Source organism: Afipia sp. Root123D2 (genome assembly GCF_001425835.1).
Classification (GTDB): Bacteria; Pseudomonadota; Alphaproteobacteria; order Rhizobiales; family Xanthobacteraceae; genus Afipia.
Window position 1 is genome coordinate 1,162,562 of record NZ_LMDP01000001.1, and the last position, 16,385, is coordinate 1,178,946.

Sequence of the window (16,385 nt, forward strand, 5' to 3'; positions counted from 1 at the left end):
CGGACAACCGGACATGTCCGGACATTTTCTATTTTGTCCGCCCCGACACTAACCCGGACAGACACGGACACACCCCGTAGGGGTGTCCGTTGTCCGGTGTCCGGTCCGGGTTGGGGGGTATCCGCACACTCCAAGCCCATCGCCCCAATGACCTGCGCCCCTAGGAAAGTTTATCCGCGTGCAAAACTGGAGGGGAAACATGCCCGCGTGCAGCCGGAATTCCGGCCACGCCAAAAACCCGGCAAGGGCCAAAAAGCACATCACGTCACGAGATCCACCATGCACCACCACAACGAAAATACCACACGCACTCCCGCAGAACATCGCCACATCCTGGCCCAGCAGCGCGCAGATCAAGACGACAACCGCGAGGTTCGGGCACGCAACCGCGAGTGGCCAACCTTCGGCCGGCTGAAGCGTGCGGATGCCTGGCGTGAGATCCAGGCACTGGAAAGGTTCGCACGTGACGAGGGCTTGGATATTGCGGGCGGCTTCCACGCTGCCAACGACAACAGTCCCACCGACGAAACTGGGCGTAGCGAAATCAGCCGCGTCGATGGCCGCATGGACGAGGAACTGCCTGACGCAGACGACCTGTGCGAAGCTGCTAAACTTGATGAGGATGACCGAAAGGAGGGCCGCCCTGATCTAGCTAACCGGATCCTGTATGACGACAAGAAGCGTATCATTGCCGTCAAGGTGCGCGGCCGATACCGCTCCATGGTCGAGACATTCAGCAAGCCGCGTGGTCCGGCAGAAGATACGGCTAGGGTTACAATGGGCACTGGCTATTCGATGCCCGGCGAATTGCCCGACGCCGACGACGAGGCGGCCCGTCGCCTCGACCACGATGCCATGAAGCGCCGCCTCGGACATGAGGTATGTCGCGTGCTGGAGTTGGCGCTGGGCACGGCTACTTCGGAGGAAATCGGCACGTCGCTTGGACTCAGCGCTAAAACCGCCGAACGAAAGGGCGTCGCTATGGTTGACGCCTGCATTGCCAAGCTGATGACCGAGTTTGCCGTGCGCGACGCTGCAGATCGGGAGGCGGCTTAGCCCGCGTCCGTAATTCGCCACTGACTCCGCTCTAAGCGTTAGCGGCAATTCGTTGCTGCTCGACGTGATGTGCACCTGACTCCGCATACGTGCGGAGTCCCTTTTGCACCACAGACAATCATTTTTCAAAACATATGAGGCCGCCGATGGTTCGATCCAAGGCGATCGAGGTGCTTGCGCGGCGCCTCCACCTGAATTCCGGCAGAGCCGCTGCACTTGCGCAACGTGCAGCTGAGTGTGGCGCCCTCCCAAAGGCTTCCGGCCGAAACGTGCCTGATATGGGGCCGTTACATTTGGCTAGGCTGTTGCTCTGCGTGGTCGCGGATCGTGGGCTGGGTTCCGTGCCGCAGAGCGTTCAGGAGTATTCCTGCCTTTCGGCCACCAACGGCGCTGTATTAATCGACATCGCTGAGGGGTGGATCCGAGGCACCGTGCCGACGTCCGGCATTGGGCACCTCGTAATCCAGATTGAACCGGAGCCGGCGGCTACAATCATCTCAAACTCCGGCGAACACCTGAACTACGGCCCAGAGCGATCGCGGGACGCAGCGGCCCGGACTGTCATCGTTCCCGGCGACTCCCTCGCAGCGATCGCACTCGAATTCCGAGGCTATTCACCCGAACAGGCCGACGACGCGCTCGCTGTCGCGAAGCTGTCGCGGGCGCTCGCCTAAACATAAGGAAACCCAATGTTCAACGCCACTCCGGCCATTCACTACGGCCACGACAAATTCGCCGAGCGAAACGGCGAGTCGGAATTCGCGCCTTCGCCACTGACTGCCGCGCGACAAACGCTTGCAGAATTGGCGAAACGAGGTCACCCGCTCGCAACTCACATCGTCCAGATCGAAGCGGCGATGAGAGAAAAAAAGCGTGCGGAAGCCAACGGCGAAGACGTGCCGCTGTGGGCGCGTGAGAGACTTTCGTTTCTCGATGAATACCGTGAAGACGAAGAAATGAAAGACGCGCTTGCTGCCCTATTGCGGCATTTACAAGGACTACTAATTTGAGTGAATTGAACAACTCTATCACCAAGCTAACCGAAGTTTTTAAGGAGGTCCGCGAAGATCACAGCACCCGCCTGAGCGAGCTTGAGCGGCGGGCTGCTCGGTCCGAGGATGCACCGTATAATCACAGCAATAGTTCCGATGAGTTCTCTCCGGGCCACGCGCTAGCTTCGTCGCAGTCGTTCAAATTGCTCGATGGCGGTCGTGTCCGCGGTCGCGCGACGGTTGAAATGGCTGCCATCACTTCTGGCGTTGGCACGGTCGGTGCCGGCACGTCCGCTGGCACTTCGCTTGTGCCAGGCCATCGCCTCCCTGGCATCATTGCGCCGGCCCAACGCGTTATGACGGTGCGCGACCTCATCGCTCCCGGCAAAACGGGGCTGGCCTCGATCGAGTACGTCAAAGAGACTGGTTATACCAATAACGCGCGACCGGTTACCGAAGGTCAGACGAAGCCGACCTCTGAGTTAACCTTTAACATGGTCACCACTCCGGTTCGCACGATCGCTCACCTCTTCGATGCATCGTTGCAGATCCTCGCGGATTCCGACACGCTTGCGAGCTACATCAACGTGCGTGCGCGTTATGGCCTCACTCTGAAAGAGGAGGATCAACTTCTTTGGGGCAGTGGCACCGGGCAGAATTTACACGGAATTCTGCCGCAGGCGACAGAGTTCGACACCGGTCTTCGCAAAACCGGCGATACGAAGATTGATCTCCTGCGCCGCGCAATCCTTCAGGTTCGTCAGGCCGAGTATCGTGCGTCGGGGATCATCCTGCACCCGGATGATGTCGCGGATATCGAAACGACGAAGGACGATAACGGCCGGTACATCTACATCAACGTGGTTGAGGGCGGCACCAGCGTGATGTGGAAACTGCCGATCGTCGAAACGACTGCGATGCCGACCGGTGAGTTTGCAGTCGGCGCCTGGAATATCGCAGCGCAAGTATTCGATCGTCAGCAGGCGGTGCTTGAAGTGAGCACCGAGCACGCAGAAAATTTCGCAAAGAATATGTGTACTTTTCGGTGCGAGGAACGTTTGGCCCTTGCCGTGTACAGGCCTGAAAGTTTCGTTCACGGCGAGTTCGACGTCGCGAGCGAATAACAATCTAGCCGCGCATGCCGCAGGGCGCGCGCGGTTCGCTCGCTGGTCGGACGTAAACCGGTGAGCAGGGCGGTCATCCATTCCTAAGGGTGACCGCCACCCCTTCATCAATTCTGGATTTTTATGTACACCGGCACACTCGTTAAATATCTCGACAAGCGCGGCTTTGGCTTCATCGCAATAGGCGCTGGCACCGACGACGACCGCGCCTTCTTCGTCCACATCTCTGAACTGCAAAAAGCCGGCGTGGACATTCCACGGGTCGGCGAGGAATTCCTGTTTGATGTGGCCGAACGCGAGGATGGCAAAACGCGAGCGATCAACTTGCGGGCTCTTTGATGATCGGGATCAACTCTTTCGCAGCCGAGCTAAGGTGTGGTCGCGACTGGATACCATGCACCGTAGTTGGCATTGCTGGGGATGATGATTGTCCGCGCTTCATTGTCATGTTCGACGATGACGATGGCCTGACCACGCTCCTGCGCGTGAGCGAAGTGCGTCGGAACGAAGGGTAGGGGCGGTTGAAAAAGTCGAAAGCTGAGCTTTTCTCACGCCGGCGGCACCCGTTTTTACATGCATCTCCGATTCAGAAAATGGGGTCGAATTGTCCAGGCCAAGAAAGCCAATGACTGTGGCTCATATTGAGGGCCGCAATCTTGTCCATCCCGAACGATATAAGTACCGCAATGAACCTACCGCCGCTCCGCTCGGTGAGCCGTCGCCGTGGCTAACCGAGCTACAGCAAGAGGCATGGTACGGCTTCGTCGCAGAAGCTCCTTGGTTGAATGCAACACATCGATGTCTTGTTGAGATCGCCTCCATTATGCGATCGCGTCTGATGACCGGCGGGGAGATTGGTATCCAGAGCATGAACCTACTTAGGCTCTGTGCCGGCCAAATGGGACTGACCCCTGTGGATGCCAGCAAGGTGGCATGGGCTCCGCCTGACGAGCCTGACGACCTTCTCGACTAATCATCGCGCCGCTCGATGTATCGCAGCACATCTTGCCGCTTCTGCCACCACCGCATGAGCAGTGCGAAGGCCGCCAAGATGGCCAGCACGCCCGCAATAATTTCTAAAATCATCAACGATCCAAAAATCGAACTACCGCACGGCCGCAATTGCCGGTCAAGCGGGTTGCAACACCGTTACGCGCGGCCACGGAGTCTAGGCGCGTGGCTTTTTAAATAGGATTTACATGACCGCTCTCAACATTATTCAATTTCCAGGCGTCTTCTACATGTTCTGCGATACGGCGGTGTACGACAAAAGCGCAGTCGTCACGCAGTTCAAACCAAAGATTTATCCTGTGCCTACCGCGCGATCTGCGATCGGCCATAGTGGTTCGGGCGATTTGGGAAGACTGGTGTCCCTTTCTGTTCAAGGCGCCCGCTCAATTCGCGAACTCCTCGCCGATACAAAGCGCGCAGCTAAATTCTATATCGAGCAAGGCTTGCTATCGGGCTATGGCCCTTACCAACACAAGTTTTTTGTCGCCGGATTCTCGGACGAAGGTGAGCAGCAGTTCTGGATCATGGACTTTCGCCCTACCGTAGATGATGTGCCTGATTTTAAGCGGGTCGATCCACCTTGGGGCTCCATTCAACCGCTGATCCAGCTCGATTATGCGGAGGACGAAGTGGGAGCGAATCCTGACCGGTTCTGTCGCATGGTGTTAGAGCGGCAACGGGCCTTGCCCGTCATTACCGAGCACTGGAACGATGGCACCCCCTCGTATGTCGTCGGCGGGGCCGGCATCCTGGTAACCGTCACACCTGACACCATCACTCGGAAGGTCATAGCGTCTTGGCCCGATGTCGTCGGCCAGCGTATAAACGCCAAAGCACCCGCAAGGGATGTAGGGGCCGCGTTCCCTGGCTACGCGCTCGACACCACTAACGGTCTCGTAAAGCCGACGTCTACGACCGGTACATTGATTTCGTCTGCGACTGGTACGCTCATTACCAATACGACGACCCGGACAAGTGCCATTTTCGATGACGTAACCGACCAGCCGTCATCGGCGGCAGCGCAAAAGGCGTCCGCAACTAGCTTCTACGCCGGTAAAACTTATTTGGGCGGAAAGGCCATAGGCAAAGCGATCGTCTACGGGACCAATAACATCGGCTTCGTTAGCGGCACGCCTAGCATCACCATCAACCTACGCGGTAAAAACGGAACCGCACCTTCAAGCGCGTCGGACGGCACGCTGCTAGGGACCTTAACTTTCACTGGCACGAGCGACGAGTCGGCTGGGCGGACGGTCAATAGCAGCGACACGACGACTGCGTACGATCATGTATTCGTTGAGGTCACTCAGTCAGGTAGTGCTGGAACGATGTGCCTTGCGGAGGTGCAGTTCTACGCGCCCGGCACCACCAGCAACATGACTGTTGTTACGACAGCGCAAACCGCGGATGCCAGCGTGGAAAACGCGAGTTGTCTTATCGAATACGACAATACCGCAGCGCCGACACTCAACACCGACCTTACCGTTGAACTCTCCTGCGACGGTGGCTCGACGTGGTCAACTACGACACTCACTCTGCTTACGGCGTATGGGCAAGGTGGGCGGTCTATGGCTAAAACCGATGATGTAGCCTGCACCGCTGGCACGTCCTACACGGCGCGAATTAAGACACTCAATAACAAGATGATCGAGATTTATGGCGTAGCGATCTCGGTGCATTAGCGATGAGCCCGGCCACGGCCGATGCGGGGGTGATCAACCGTGGCTGGGCCTGCCGTCCCGGAAGGGTCATGACGAAGACGGCATGTTTTAATTGCTATGGGGGCGACTGCGTTCCATCAGCGGAAGAGTGATGGTGAAGTGCGGCGCGGGTCTTCGTTCAACCGCCGTTCATCTCCGCCGTAATAGGTTACGGTTTTCCAGCTGATCGCATTTTTGATACGTTCAGTCACTGCCGCCGCAAATGGCGTCGGTGACTTTTAGTCCGCGCGCATTCGCTGGGGCAAATCACTCGCCAGGAATTTCGGACGAATCCTTCAGAGGCTTAACCGCCTGCATCAGTTTTCGCACCTTCGGCGACGTGAGCGGGTCCTCATCGCATCTATAGCAAATGTAGGACGGCTTCCTCTGGTTGGAGAGGGAAGTCATCGGCTGTCCGCAGGTTGGACAATATGGTGTCGAACTGCCCATAGGTAATTTTAGGCACAGTCTTGCCGCCGCGTCTGCACGGTTTGCGGTGCAGCGAGCACAAGCAGCGCGACTAGTGAAGTGCTAGCAGCCCAAGTATCGGCGATGGAATCCACTGCGGAACGAATGCGATAACCAGCACAGCCGCTAGCCCGACTAAACACAGGCCTGCGCCGAGGCCGAAAAAAAACCCCAGCGCCAATTCGGAAAGGCCGTCGGCGTGCGGGTAATGGTGGCGTTTGGACATAATTTTACCGATAGATCACCCACACCACGCCGGCCGACCACATCGCGATTGCACAGCCGAATCCAACGATCAGCGGCAAGAGATCAAGCCAGGTTAGCGGGCGCCGTTTCCGCGTACTTTCTTCGTCCACTGCTTTTACTCGTGAGGAGGGTATACGGCTTAGAGCAGCCTCTCCACTTTTGAAGATTTCAAGCGGGTTGGGCGTATGTTCCATTGTGCGCTACCGGGCATAAGAAAGCGAGTGAGAATCTTTCCGGCTTCTTGCAACCCTTGCTGCTCCGAAAGCTTGATCTACCGCAAACGGAGGCGGTAGTCATGATAATATCTGATTATGCAGACCGTCTTCGACGGTGGTTGAAGCCGAGACCCAAAGTCGAAACTCCTTCTGAGAAGGACGGTGACCACTCGTCCCTGTCGGACTTGGTCCGGCTTCTGAAAGAAGATGATCCTCCGGCCAACCCGGAAAAATAGGGTGGCGCGGGGCGAGGTCCACGACAAATTCCGAGATCACCAAAGAGTCGGCAGTGTGGCTTTTTCCTGCACCTCGGCCGGAAGCAACTCGACGCCCGTCCATTGTGCGAGATTTGCCTGGCGCCTCATTCGCCAGACTTGCTCCATCATCAGGTCGCGCCGCGGGCACGGCGGAAGTACCGCTGCTTCATCTTCGGCCGCGTCGGCAATCTCGTGCAACTCTTCTGGCGATATGGCCACTAGCTTTTGCATGGCAACACCTAGTGCCTGTTTAGTTCAGCCAGTCACCTACCTAAGTGAGTTTCAGAAGATCACAAGTCAGCCACGCTGACGTAGTGCGCGCCTTGTCTGAGGCATGTCGACAAGGTAGCGTGGAGAGGCAATCTATTTATCACTTTCCCAACGCTTTGGCGCAACCCGACCACTCGAATGGCAGGCGCTCCAGTTCGTTGGAGGTGTCTTGAACGACGCCGCCAAGGTTTCGCTTTACCTCATAATAGAACGGCTTGAATCCAACGTATCCGCCATATCCGTTCTTGGCGTTGATGTAGCCACACAGAACATCTGGCCGCAACTCGCTCGTATGAATAAGGCGGACGCCCTTTATTTGAGCTGAAATTGGATCACGCAGTTTCCAAGTTATCGCGGACTTCGCGCTCTCCATCGCGACAGGATTAATTCCCGAGCCAGATTCGTCGACGACTGTTTGGGCAAAAGCGGATGTAACAGTGGCCAAGAAGGCCGCGGCAATGATCTTCATTAGAGTATCCAAAAAATATGGCAGACACTGAACACTAGTTGTATCTATCTCGGCCGACACTCGCGCTAACGCTGTGGCTCGTAGTAGCGCCGCATCGCGGCCAAATGCCCCTTCATCTCCGCAACGTCTTCAACTACTGCGGCAAACGCAAACAGGATGGCCGCCGGCAGTGATACGCCAATGCATGTCAGAACGGCATAGATCCAAAAGCCGCCTGATTGGGTGCTAGGATCAGTAGACATGATCGCACCGAACGCAATCAATCCGAAACCAAGCCATGTAACAACAAGGCATGCGCCCGCAACGAATTTGAGAAACCCAGCCATGTTGCCCCCCGGCTAATCGGATGTCCGCTTATAATTGCGATAGCTACTGAGTAAAACCTTCTAGGTTACATCAGCAGCAAAAAGGGATGACCAGAACTCAAATGCGCTTCGGCTGTACTCATCAATGTCCTCTTCCGGCCAGTGATTTAGACCCGAGACCATAAGAGTGAACTCTCCACTTAAGCGAGCGCAGGTTCTGACGATTAGTTCCAGTTCTTGATACCGAACAAACTTTGTTATCTCGACTCCAATATGAGCGAGCGCATTGTTTCGGAACGATTGAAGGCGACCGAAAGACTCCCAATCAATAGTTCTGTACTCTGTCAGAAAGCGTTCAAAGAATTTGCGGCACTCGTTGCGAGAAGAGTCCAAGGGCCAATGAGGATCACTTTCGGAGTACAGTTGCGATACAACATCAAGCGCGTGCGGTTGTTCGAGAAATCGGTAAACCTTTTGAATGGAAAGGTCTGTGGAGCGATCGAGAAGTGCGAATGCGCGGACAACAGTCATAAGAGCCATTTGGGCGCGAATTTCGTCGGCATGATGAACAGAGAGAGTTGATTTGTCTGACGCATGGCTTATGGCGGTGTTTATTCCAGCGTAAATCCCGTAGGATCTAGCGGCCATTGTTGCCCATTCGCTCAATTTTTTAGCCGCGCCAGTTAGATCGTTCTCTATATTGAACAACGTTGTGGCCCCCCCCCCCGCAAATAGCCTAGCGCCCTTTAAGCCTCCCGCTCAATGCCGTGGCCGCTGGATGCTTTGGCCTTTTGGGCCCGTCGCGGCTCAAACGGGAACGGATGTGCGCGCTATGAAATTGATGCGCGGCATTCCTTGATCAACGCAGCCATATCGCTCCGTTGATTTCTGATTTTTGCTTTGCATGCAGAGCAATCCCACGTCCTGTCACGAGCATCCAGAGTATTGTTCAAATGCAAAATGGACTTGAAACCTCGCTGGTAGCAGTTTGCACAAATGGCATGCGCCGGTTCGCCGTTTTCCATTCCTTCTTTCGGAATGTAAGCGAAAAATCCCAATCTCAAATCCCTAAGCTCATAGCGCTTCTTTTCTGCTTCCCATGTTTTCATGCCAGCCAGATCTGCTTCCAGCTCGCTTATGCGCTTAATGAGCGCCGCTTGGGCTTCCTGTGCCGTAAGAATCTTTTGTTGAAGGTCGATAATCGCTTCGTTTCGCCGTGTACGATCATCTAGATCTTTGATGGTCTTTGCTAAATCGAATGCTGTCCTAATCGCACCCAGCCCTGCAACCGTTTCAGCGACGACCATTTAGTTTACCCTTTCTTGCTCGACGAACCGCTTGCTATTGGCCTTCGCCAAGGACTCGGCATGTTCGATCAACGGTGACGGGATTGCAGCAACAGTGTCGCCCAGCTTATCGAAGCGGCGTAAGATTGCGGATCACCGTTACTCTATAACGGGACAGGGCCAAGCCGCCCTCATTGCCTTACTGAAAAGCTCCGCCCCATTTAAATGCCTGCTTTCAGGATTGTTTGAAACATACTTGCAGAAGACATCAAGCACTTGGCTCAGCCTCACACTGTCGGGCATGCAAAATTTTCCCATAGCCAGGGACGCGCGGCTCATATTTCTTTGGAGCTTGTTTCGCGCCTCTGTCGTCGCATTTGTATCAACAGTCGCTTGCCACGCGGCATAAAAAGCGCTGTGGTCGATTATCGACTTATCGGTAATGCCGGCCATATATCCGAGTGCGAACTCGCGAAAGTCCGGGCTGCACTTCTTATGCAGTTCATTGCCGTCAAAAAAGCCCGCGAAAGCAGGAGTCGTGAAAACAACAAAAAGCGCTGCGGATAAAGTCGTTTTAAAATTCATAACCATCTCCCTATGGATGAAAGGCACATCAAACCAGGCAGGGGATTTTCGCTATCAATTTTCTTGAAAACGGGAAGTCCTGATAAAATCGATCGTTCGATAATATCCGCAATCATTCATTATACAATCGGAGCACTCCGTTTTGTGCCCACTGCGGCCAGCAACCGTCCTCTTCATACCGGCCGGTGCGTACCTGGCATCCATCATCGAGCAGCTTTTGCCCGACATCTTTCCAGACAGCATGCGGACCGTATAGGCGAACGGCATCGACTGTCTGAATCTCAACAATCCGGCCGCACCGTGAGCATTCGACGCGCAGAACATGCCGCGGGATTTCTGAAAGCCGACGCTGTTGGATCGGCAAGCGAGGGCGGGGCGATGGCGGGTCGGCCATCACGGATTGCCACCAAGCCTCCTCGTCGGACGACGACAGCGAGACTTCCTGGCGAACGTGTCGCTCAGCCATTTTTTCCAGCTGTTTGGTTGTTGGCATGCGCCATGATGCGGGTCGATCGCTCATGACGTTATTAGAACAAAAAGAGAACAATGAGTCGAGGGGAACCTGAGGGCGTCTAGATGATGCACCTGTGCATAACCAGTTGTTGAATGCGGGCTAGCCGGCGTTTAAGGTTCTTTTAACAAAAGAGCGCGACTCGCGCCGTCGACAGGGAGAGGATACGCAGATGGAGCGCCTTAACATGGCGTTAACCATCGCTGAGCGAGGCTTAAGCGGGCTAGTGCGCCGCGCTTTTGAATCACATCGATATTTGCAACGATCGTTGCATCCAAGTTCCGGCCTCGCCGGAAGCGCGAAGGGCCGCCCGTGGGCGACCCCTCAGATTGTGGACTAACGCCGGACCGCTCTGCTCAGCGGTTCGGCAGCCCTCTGCAGTGAGTCCGCACCGACTCCCATCGACCGAGTCGAAAGCGCGTGTACGCGCAGACCCGGACGGGCATCGTAAGCGGACAAGACGGCCATGCGAACATGGTCTGTCTCCATTCAACGAATGCGGAATAGGCCGCTGCCCCTTGGGTGCTGGATAGCCCCCAAACCCTTGAAGAAGGGGGTCGCCTACTGATTCGTTGAACGCGGAAATACATTACCAAGGAAGTTTGACTCGTTCCAACCAACGAATCGAAATGGCGCGAGTTTTCCCCCTAACTCATCCTGATATGTCGCTATGGCTACAAATCGACCGAGCTACAGCGGCTCATCGCAAGAAGTCGATGCGCGGGGAAGGGGGCAAACAACGAATTTTAATGGGCGTCTTGGTCGGCAAGTGCACGGGAACGACGGGCCACCAACCACCCCGCTAGAGGCGCGCCAAAGGCCAGGCACCACATGAATTGTGCAACGAATGGAGCGACGGCGGCCATCACCGTTGCGAACACCAGTGCGAAGACCGGAAAGACCGCGATTGTCAGCAACTCAGAATTGCGGCGACCTCGCAGCGCCAAAACCCATAGCAGCGCGTTCAAGCAGGCAATGATCGTCAGATGGAAGCCGTAGCTTACAGCTACGACACTATCGAGCCGATACGCGCCGTAAAGTCCATTCGTCACCGGAAGCATGACAATCGACAGCAGGAAGATCAGATTGAGGAAGACTTCGCCTCGGCTGCCTTCCGGCGCGAAGGTGAGTCGCCGATGATGGCTGAGCCAAAACACGCCGGCCACGATAAAACTGATCATGAGAGCGATGACCGGTTGAGCGTAGGCGTTGACAAGGTCCATCCAAGCCGGAGCGCTTACGAACTTGCTGGCCTTCGGCAGATCGTAGGCGAGTAGCGTCATCGCAACACCGAAGATAGTGTTGCTCAAGGCCTCCAATCGACGCATTTCAAAACGACCGATCTGGTTCAATATCGCTCCTCATCAAAGGTCATTCTGATTTACCCTTGAGGCCCAATTCAACTAACCGCCTGATTGCTTCGGAACGCGGAGGCTTGTCCGGCTGGCGCGGGGCCCATGCATCGACCGTCTCGCGCTACTCCGGAGATAGGCGAATGGCGATCACAGGATCGTAGTCCGTGGGAGCACGACACCCATTTTCAACAACGCGTCCTCGATGGAAATTTGCAGATCGTGCACCACTGCTTGAAGCACCTTGAGCGCAGTTGATCTCTTCCCCTTAGGTGGCGGGCAAGAGGGGGCGCGCACATTGATATCATATCGGGCGCGGACATAGTCATTCTCGGCGGCTGCGCTCTTCAAATACTTGGTCACTTTTGCGCTGGTGCTCAATCCGAGCGCCATGGCTTCATCCGACATGTTGCCTAACTGATGATTGAACCGCCTTAGATACTGCGGCGTGACGCCTTTAGTTCGCAGAAAGCAGCGGAGGTAGGTCTCCGCTGCGTGAAGATACAGGAGGCGCGCAGGAGGATCGGGTAGGGCATTTTTATGATCATTCGCAACGGTATCGGCTGCCCGATGGTAACTGCGCGCGAGCAAATAGATGCCAAGGGGCGTTACGTCTTCTCCGTGCAAGACGGCAGTCAACGCTTACTGCCTTTCAGCGCAACTTCGACCAGCCTTCTTATTGCTTCCGGCCTGCCGGGGAGGTCTTCCTGTTGGCGGCGCCAGTCGTCGAGGGCCTTAGCCATATCCGGTTGAACGCGCACCATGACGGGTTCACCAGTAGTTGTCGGGCGTTGATTGCGTGGTTTCGTGGTATCATGAGTTGATTTAGCCATAATCTCATGATACCATGAAAGCAGCCCGGCGGGAAGGTGATAGCTCCCGCGCCGGGCCTAACCCTAGACGCCCTCAGGAGCGCCCATCGCTAATCCAACCACTACCACGAATCCGCCCATTACCCGCCAAACCGTTGAGGCGCAGATCGATCTCTTAATCGACCTTCTCGATACCCTCGACACCGATCCCGACCTCGAACCCGATCTTGCCGACGCATCGAGCGATCGGGAAGGCGACGAGAGCGATTTTGAACCCGGCACGGACGACGAGCCCACCCCCGGTTGGCGCGGCGCGAACTGTTTCCCCGAGAACGACGACCAAGGCAGCAGGTTCTTCCACCTCAACGCCGACAGTGGACGCGAGCTTGAGGATGATGGGGGCGACCTTGAGCCGGCCGTCGACGATGAGCGAAACCTAGGCTGGGCCAATGAAGGCCCGCAAACCGGCGGCTGGAGCCAAGAGGGGCTGCGTCCCGATTGCGAAGGCACGTCGCCTGAATGGCCCGCGGTTATGGCTCCGGCGCCCCGACCATCCGGCCGCAAGATGGCCGTGCCTATGACGATTAGCGCGAAAATCTTGGAGGTGGCACGATGAGCGTTCTCGACAAACTCGACGAAGCCAATCGTCGCCTCACGATCGGGCTGGACCTTCTGAATGATGTCATTTCCAAATTCGACGATGATAGCAGTGAGGATGATGAAACGCTGCTGAAGGCGCGCGCATGGTTTTTGGTGCAAGCGCTCAAACGCGAGGCTGCAGAACTGAGTGGCCACGTACAGAAGATCGTTGGCGATGACGCGCAAACGCGGTGCGAGGCGGCCAACCGGCAAGCGTAAACCAAGCGTGCTCCGCCGCCTGCGCCTCATCCGCAAAGGCGGGTGGGGCGCTACTTCCCGTTCATTGCATCGGCGATCTTTCCGGCGATGATGTCAGCGGCCCGTCTAACCGGGTCGGCGTCTAGATGGGCGTACCGTTGTGTTGTGGATGGTTGAGTGTGCCCCAATAGCTTCCCGATGATGGGAAGTCCCAAGCCCGACCCCGCTCCGATGCTCGCGAAACTGTGCCGCAGATCGTGAAGGTGTACATCGTCCAGCCCGGCACGCTTTCGTATAGCGCGCCACGGCCTGTTCAGATCGGCGCGGGGCTTTTCATCTTTTTCCCCCGAACTCTCGCTCGCGATCACATAGACACCAAGACGTGGCAGATCGGTAAGGATTGCAGTCGCAGGTGCCGAAAGCACTACAGTTTTTTGCCCCGATTTTGAATCCGGAAGAAACAATAGGCCGCGCTCTACGTCGTATTCGCTCCAGCGCAAGTGCAGGATTTCTCGTAGACGGCACCCCGTGAATAGCAGGAGGCGCAGGGCCGCAGCAGCGTGTTGGTCGATTTTGACGCGGCGGTTCTCGGGGCGAGGGGCGTGTTTTGATTTTCTGTGGGGATCCGGTTCCCATGGTATCCCGACAGTTTCGGCCTCTTCGATGGCCTCACCAAGCCGCCGGAGCTCCTCAACGGTCAAATACCGCTCGCGGGACTTTTCGTCGAAAAGTTCGATACCGGCAGCGGGGTTTTTGGTTCCTTCCGGTAGGCTGCCGTGCCCAATCGCAAAGTTGTAAGCAGCCTTTAGGGCCACAACGACGCGGTTTGCAGTAACGGGATGCTTTCGGCCGATCGTTCTGTGCAGGCGGGCGACGTCGGGTTTTGCGATGCTCGTGGATTTTCGACCGCCGAGCGCAGGTCGGATGTGTTTGTCGAAGTAAATGCCGAGCAGATTCGCGCTGGCTTCCTTTAGGTGTGGCTTGGCGTGCTGCGAAATGTAGCTGTCGAGGACGTCGTTGACAGTTTCGGCCTCTCGCGCGGCCTTTCGGTCTGCTGCCGGGTCGCCCCCCAATTTAACGCTTGCCAGCAGCTTTTCGGCGGCCTCCCGCGCCTTCTCCGGCGATAGGGTGGCCAGCGTGCCAATCACCATGCGGCGCTTAGCGACGCCTCTGCCGCCCGCTCCGGGGCGATATTCGATAAACCAGGAGGCGGCACCGGTTGGACGAAGCCGAAGGCCGAAGCCCGTAAGCGCCTCGTCGTAGTAGGTGGTTGCCCCATGGTTCGGCTTTAGGGCGATGACGCTGCGTCGATTGATTTTGATGACCGGCATACATTCTCTATAGTGAGGAATCGCCACCGAGTCGCCACCGATAATGCTATTAAGCGGAAACGAGCGGCGATCGTAGAAATCCAGAAAAATCCCGATTTATAAGCATACTGCGCGCTCAGCGTAACCCGACGAAACTGGCCGGAAGCCATCGGAAAACGCGCATATCAGTCTGGGGGACTAGGGGTCGGAGGTTCGAATCCTCTGCTCCGACCATTTATCCCAACTAAAACAAACAGTTGTGTGGAAATTGAAGGCGGGGGCGGGCTTTGGCGTTCGTGGTTGCCATCGGCCAGCCATTTTACCCCTTAGTTTATCCGCAGGGCACCGCCATCATCCGCCACATTGATGCGCTTAGGGTGGGCAAAACACCGATCCATCAGCGCAGAGACATTCCTTGACCTCCCCAACACAGGCCGAACTCGACCGCTATCTCGAAAAAATCGAAAAGCGGTTGCCCGAAAGCGTCGGCAGGTTCCTGCACTGGCTGCGCAAGCCATCGTCGCTGATTGCGCGTGTGGGCGTCGCGATCCTTTTGATCCTCGGGGGCATCTTCAGCTTTCTGCCGGTTCTGGGAATCTGGATGCTGCCGCTCGGCCTGATCATCATTGCGCAGGATTTGCCGTTTCTGCAGGGGCCGCTGCTCAAGGGGCTGCAATGGGCGGAAGCGAAATGGAGCAAGCGCTCATAGGCATCGTGGCGATCCACGTTCCTGTCTCCGATTGCAACGGCCACGGCAGGTATGAAAAAACCCGGTTCAGCCAAGCTGCACCGGGTTAAGTTCTGGGAGGACGGCCAAATGGCGTCCCTGTCCGATACATAGGAACTCGGCGAAGGATTTGAAACGAAATCCGTGTGTGATTTCGCGGACAAAACGCCGCACGACATCGATCACAGATCGAATCTGCAAGATTGTCGCAGAGCAAACTTCCTCGCGGATACTGCAGGTATGGTCGCTGCGCGGATGAGGTGTGCCGCCGGATCTTATTCTTAAGGCTAAGCTATGTCCGGCCGCGGCGCATTGTGAAAAGACGCCCGAATGCACATGTAAGTCGCAGTCGACGGATGCGAGTTACCATGTGCATAGAGCGATGCTACTCCGAATTCGCAGCACCGGCCGCAATCGGGAGACCATCATGACCAAAGGCTCAGTCGCAGTCACCGCCTTCCTCCTCGCACTTCTTGCCGCAACCATATGGTGGGCAACGGAAGGATGGGTCGCACAATCAGACGTGGTGATGTCGAAGCACGGCTACATCGCGATGGGACTGGGCGTTTTCTTCTCGTTGCTGATTGGTTGCGGGTTGATGGCGCTGACGTTCTACAGCAGTCGTCGCGGCTATGACGACCTGCCCCAGGCGAGGGAGCCTCGCGTCGGCGACAATGACGATATTTCAAAGACGCCGCACGGATCGGTCTGACACGTCACAACCACAGCGTTTGGCGGACACGTTGCCGTGAATTGTTCACGGAGTGCGTTTGGGCGTGCGTGCGTTCAGTAAAAGTTCAGACTTCAGTCTTACGCTCTTACCGATTTTATTAGTGCTTTTATAACGGGTCA

General features: G+C 56.4%; 19 protein-coding genes. 9 read left to right on the top strand and 10 right to left on the bottom strand.

From position 1 onward, the window contains the following. Window positions 1-207 precede the first annotated feature (207 nt). The 6 genes from ASC80_RS05730 to ASC80_RS05760 all read left to right on the top strand — a co-directional run bounded on the left by ASC80_RS05730 (window position 208) and on the right by ASC80_RS05760 (window position 5,865). Entirely contained in the window at window positions 208-1,056 is an 849-nt protein-coding gene (locus tag ASC80_RS05730; RefSeq protein WP_244487191.1) for a hypothetical protein, read from the top strand. Window positions 1,057-1,397: 341 nt separating this feature from the next. Then, entirely contained in the window at window positions 1,398-1,730 is a 333-nt protein-coding gene (locus tag ASC80_RS24240; RefSeq protein WP_210168405.1) for a hypothetical protein, read from the top strand. Window positions 1,731-1,745: 15 nt separating this feature from the next. Then, on the top strand, window positions 1,746-2,066 hold the full coding sequence (locus ASC80_RS05740) for a hypothetical protein (RefSeq protein WP_056293776.1): 321 nt from the start codon (window positions 1,746-1,748) through the stop codon (window positions 2,064-2,066). Then, window positions 2,063-3,172 carry a phage major capsid protein gene (locus tag ASC80_RS05745; protein WP_200941147.1) on the top strand — a complete coding sequence of 370 codons (1,110 nt, stop codon included), beginning with the start codon at window positions 2,063-2,065 and terminating at the stop codon, window positions 3,170-3,172. The genes ASC80_RS05740 and ASC80_RS05745 overlap by 4 nt, the downstream gene beginning before the upstream one ends. A gap of 123 nt (window positions 3,173-3,295) precedes the next feature. Further along, window positions 3,296-3,511 (top strand): cold-shock protein, encoded by a 216-nt coding sequence (locus ASC80_RS05750; RefSeq protein WP_056293783.1) that lies wholly within the window; start codon window positions 3,296-3,298, stop codon window positions 3,509-3,511. Window positions 3,512-4,371: 860 nt separating this feature from the next. Beyond that, window positions 4,372-5,865 (top strand): hypothetical protein, encoded by a 1,494-nt coding sequence (locus ASC80_RS05760; RefSeq protein WP_056293791.1) that lies wholly within the window; start codon window positions 4,372-4,374, stop codon window positions 5,863-5,865. Window positions 5,866-7,084: 1,219 nt separating this feature from the next. Here the strand turns inward: ASC80_RS05760 and ASC80_RS05765 are convergent. From ASC80_RS05765 to ASC80_RS05805, 9 genes are all read right to left on the bottom strand, one after another. Next, window positions 7,085-7,300, bottom strand: a complete 216-nt coding sequence (locus tag ASC80_RS05765; protein ID WP_056293794.1) for a hypothetical protein — start codon at window positions 7,298-7,300, stop codon at window positions 7,085-7,087. A 139-nt stretch (window positions 7,301-7,439) separates the two neighbouring features. Beyond that, window positions 7,440-7,808: a hypothetical protein gene (locus tag ASC80_RS05770; RefSeq protein ID WP_056293797.1), complete on the bottom strand. Its 369-nt coding sequence runs from the start codon at window positions 7,806-7,808 to the stop codon at window positions 7,440-7,442. Between the two features lie 65 nt (window positions 7,809-7,873). Beyond that, window positions 7,874-8,134 (bottom strand): hypothetical protein, encoded by a 261-nt coding sequence (locus ASC80_RS05775; protein ID WP_056293800.1) that lies wholly within the window; start codon window positions 8,132-8,134, stop codon window positions 7,874-7,876. 60 nt (window positions 8,135-8,194) lie between these two features. Next, window positions 8,195-8,821 carry a hypothetical protein gene (locus tag ASC80_RS23595; protein ID WP_156464279.1) on the bottom strand — a complete coding sequence of 209 codons (627 nt, stop codon included), beginning with the start codon at window positions 8,819-8,821 and terminating at the stop codon, window positions 8,195-8,197. A gap of 122 nt (window positions 8,822-8,943) precedes the next feature. After that, entirely contained in the window at window positions 8,944-9,420 is a 477-nt protein-coding gene (locus ASC80_RS05785) for a hypothetical protein (protein ID WP_056293804.1), read from the bottom strand. A gap of 138 nt (window positions 9,421-9,558) precedes the next feature. Then, window positions 9,559-9,984, bottom strand: a complete 426-nt coding sequence (locus ASC80_RS05790) for a Rap1a/Tai family immunity protein (RefSeq protein WP_156464280.1) — start codon at window positions 9,982-9,984, stop codon at window positions 9,559-9,561. Between the two features lie 1,257 nt (window positions 9,985-11,241). Beyond that, window positions 11,242-11,823: a TMEM175 family protein gene (locus tag ASC80_RS05795; protein ID WP_056295658.1), complete on the bottom strand. Its 582-nt coding sequence runs from the start codon at window positions 11,821-11,823 to the stop codon at window positions 11,242-11,244. Window positions 11,824-11,997: 174 nt separating this feature from the next. Beyond that, window positions 11,998-12,486, bottom strand: coding sequence for a hypothetical protein (locus ASC80_RS05800; RefSeq protein WP_056293809.1), 489 nt, complete (start codon window positions 12,484-12,486; stop codon window positions 11,998-12,000). Window positions 12,487-12,834: 348 nt separating this feature from the next. Next, entirely contained in the window at window positions 12,835-13,020 is a 186-nt protein-coding gene (locus tag ASC80_RS05805) for a hypothetical protein (protein ID WP_056293810.1), read from the bottom strand. A gap of 251 nt (window positions 13,021-13,271) precedes the next feature. Between ASC80_RS05805 and ASC80_RS05810 the strand changes: the two genes are divergently transcribed. Beyond that, on the top strand, window positions 13,272-13,517 hold the full coding sequence (locus ASC80_RS05810) for a hypothetical protein (protein ID WP_056293813.1): 246 nt from the start codon (window positions 13,272-13,274) through the stop codon (window positions 13,515-13,517). A gap of 50 nt (window positions 13,518-13,567) precedes the next feature. Here the strand turns inward: ASC80_RS05810 and ASC80_RS05815 are convergent, their stop codons facing one another. Beyond that, on the bottom strand, window positions 13,568-14,827 hold the full coding sequence (locus ASC80_RS05815; protein ID WP_056293816.1) for a tyrosine-type recombinase/integrase: 1,260 nt from the start codon (window positions 14,825-14,827) through the stop codon (window positions 13,568-13,570). A gap of 394 nt (window positions 14,828-15,221) precedes the next feature. On the opposite strand from ASC80_RS05815, the gene ASC80_RS05820 reads away from it, so the two are divergent. Beyond that, window positions 15,222-15,515 carry a hypothetical protein gene (locus ASC80_RS05820; protein ID WP_056293820.1) on the top strand — a complete coding sequence of 98 codons (294 nt, stop codon included), beginning with the start codon at window positions 15,222-15,224 and terminating at the stop codon, window positions 15,513-15,515. Between the two features lie 445 nt (window positions 15,516-15,960). Beyond that, a complete protein-coding gene (locus ASC80_RS05825; protein WP_056295659.1) occupies window positions 15,961-16,245 on the top strand; it encodes a hypothetical protein in 285 nt (94 codons plus the stop codon). Window positions 16,246-16,385: the final 140 nt, after the last annotated feature.

What these genes read in the sequence shown, in the direction of transcription:
- ASC80_RS05740 (WP_056293776.1), top strand. Translation starts at nt 1,746, where the DNA reads ATGTTCAACGCCACTCCGGCCATTCACTACGGCCACGACAAATTCGCC.
- ASC80_RS05750 (WP_056293783.1), top strand. Translation starts at nt 3,296, where the DNA reads ATGTACACCGGCACACTCGTTAAATATCTCGACAAGCGCGGCTTTGGC.
- ASC80_RS05760 (WP_056293791.1), top strand. Translation starts at nt 4,372, where the DNA reads ATGACCGCTCTCAACATTATTCAATTTCCAGGCGTCTTCTACATGTTC.
- ASC80_RS05765 (WP_056293794.1), bottom strand. Translation starts at nt 7,300, where the DNA reads ATGCAAAAGCTAGTGGCCATATCGCCAGAAGAGTTGCACGAGATTGCC.
- ASC80_RS05770 (WP_056293797.1), bottom strand. Translation starts at nt 7,808, where the DNA reads ATGAAGATCATTGCCGCGGCCTTCTTGGCCACTGTTACATCCGCTTTT.
- ASC80_RS05775 (WP_056293800.1), bottom strand. Translation starts at nt 8,134, where the DNA reads ATGGCTGGGTTTCTCAAATTCGTTGCGGGCGCATGCCTTGTTGTTACA.
- ASC80_RS05785 (WP_056293804.1), bottom strand. Translation starts at nt 9,420, where the DNA reads ATGGTCGTCGCTGAAACGGTTGCAGGGCTGGGTGCGATTAGGACAGCA.
- ASC80_RS05790 (WP_156464280.1), bottom strand. Translation starts at nt 9,984, where the DNA reads ATGAATTTTAAAACGACTTTATCCGCAGCGCTTTTTGTTGTTTTCACG.
- ASC80_RS05795 (WP_056295658.1), bottom strand. Translation starts at nt 11,823, where the DNA reads ATGCGTCGATTGGAGGCCTTGAGCAACACTATCTTCGGTGTTGCGATG.
- ASC80_RS05810 (WP_056293813.1), top strand. Translation starts at nt 13,272, where the DNA reads ATGAGCGTTCTCGACAAACTCGACGAAGCCAATCGTCGCCTCACGATC.
- ASC80_RS05815 (WP_056293816.1), bottom strand. Translation starts at nt 14,827, where the DNA reads ATGCCGGTCATCAAAATCAATCGACGCAGCGTCATCGCCCTAAAGCCG.
- ASC80_RS05825 (WP_056295659.1), top strand. Translation starts at nt 15,961, where the DNA reads ATGACCAAAGGCTCAGTCGCAGTCACCGCCTTCCTCCTCGCACTTCTT.